The sequence below is a fragment of the Maribacter sp. 4G9 genome (assembly GCF_002742265.1).
In the GTDB taxonomy this organism is placed as follows: domain Bacteria; phylum Bacteroidota; class Bacteroidia; order Flavobacteriales; family Flavobacteriaceae; genus Maribacter.
Genome location: NZ_MDGL01000192.1, coordinates 1 through 1,467, shown reverse-complemented (window position 1 = coordinate 1,467; position 1,467 = coordinate 1). Strand labels below are relative to the sequence as shown.

At 38.1% G+C, this 1,467-nt stretch carries 2 protein-coding genes; one reads left to right on the top strand and one right to left on the bottom strand.

Annotated elements, in window-relative coordinates; translation table 11 throughout:
• Nucleotides 1–598: 598 nt before the first annotated feature.
• Nucleotides 599–757, bottom strand: coding sequence for a hypothetical protein (locus BFP75_RS22005; protein WP_165776517.1), 159 nt, complete (start codon nucleotides 755–757; stop codon nucleotides 599–601).
• A gap of 166 nt (nucleotides 758–923) precedes the next feature.
• On the opposite strand from BFP75_RS22005, the gene BFP75_RS20205 reads away from it, so the two are divergent.
• Complete coding sequence (locus BFP75_RS20205) at nucleotides 924–1,274, top strand: hypothetical protein (RefSeq protein ID WP_099547135.1); 351 nt, start codon at nucleotides 924–926, stop codon at nucleotides 1,272–1,274.
• Nucleotides 1,275–1,467: the final 193 nt, after the last annotated feature.

Sequence of the window (1,467 nt, the reverse complement as noted above, 5' to 3'; positions counted from 1 at the left end):
GTATAGGCTATCGGATAAACCGATTCCTATACGAATCCAGACGTGATTTAACGTTCGGTCCTTCCTTACTTGTGAGACCTCTAGGGTACTTCCCTAGCTCATTTCCCGTAAGTACTATGACCTCTGCTGACTTCTCCATGTAGCTACACGTAGCTTTGGAGACCTCCCCAGGTAATGGCATCTTCTTTCCCCCGATCCCTGCCGTATCTACATTAATGCATCTTTTGTACTCGTTGGGCGTTACAATGATGTGCTTGCTTACCCATGCATAAATGCCTCATATACGGTTCCTGTTCGTCAGTACCGAGTTTTGTAGTCTCGCTTTCTTCAGATGTAACCTCGCGGTTACCACCCTTGCGACTTACTAATGCTTCCAGACGTTACTCCAGCGCATAAGGGACTTACACCCTCTAAATAAATTCTTATATTGCTATAAGATAAAGATGCCCATACTGGGCACACACAATGTGTATAAGTAATAGCGATTTAAGTGATAAACCATAGTATAAACATAAAACAAAGGTCAATGCTAAACTGAAAAGTTAGAGCGTGAAAATCCGCTACTACTCATACACTAGACCGATGATGTACAATTCACCTAAAGGTGAACCCAAGTCGCTACATTGTCGCCAAAGGCTCCAATTCCCGCCCCTTGGGATTTGTACATCATCGCAGGGCCATGCCAGTTTGCATAATCCGTAGGATGAGGGACCATCCAACCTATCACCTTTAGGCGCCATCGAGGAAAACTGTACATATCAACGGCTATATGCAACCTGGCCACGTTCAACACGTATTTGTAAATTTATCCCAACAAGTTGCGTAAATTTAAAACCCGTAACGTGGCTTCACATAGCCCTGCGTTGTAGCACATTTGAGAAACAGTAGATTTAATAATTGACTTTTTGAACTTAAAATTGAATATGAAAAATTGGAATGTATTTTTTCTTATAATCGCTTTTGCTTCTTGTAGCGACATAGTTTCGACCAAAAAACTAGATTTAAAAGTTGTTGAAAATAAAGAAATTAAAATTGAGCACTATATTGTGAGCGAAATTTCCAATAGCTACACACATATCGACCTGACAAATAAGAGATGGAACAAAACAGAATTAATTCTAAGAGCGAATAGCGAAATAATTGACAGTGTCTATATAAAACAGGACTCAATCATTATTACGTCAAAATATGATAACCCTATATCTTTGCTTTACGATTTGACTGCAAAAAAATATGGATATAACATTGCGCTGAAAACAGAAAATAAAAACTAAAAACGTGCTACAACAAAGAACTGAGGTAAAAAACAAACAAATTCTTCCTTAATTTGAGACATTATTATTCCACGCTCATAGGTTCAATAACTTGATTCTTTGAGCTTTTTTTATTCAATCCATCTTCTATTTATCTTGGCAGTATGGAAACGTAAGTTTCATCATATGGTCTACCAGATTTTGCAATAGCAAA

What these genes read in the sequence shown, in the direction of transcription:
- BFP75_RS22005 (WP_165776517.1), bottom strand. Translation starts at nt 757, where the DNA reads ATGTACAGTTTTCCTCGATGGCGCCTAAAGGTGATAGGTTGGATGGTC.
- BFP75_RS20205 (WP_099547135.1), top strand. Translation starts at nt 924, where the DNA reads ATGAAAAATTGGAATGTATTTTTTCTTATAATCGCTTTTGCTTCTTGT.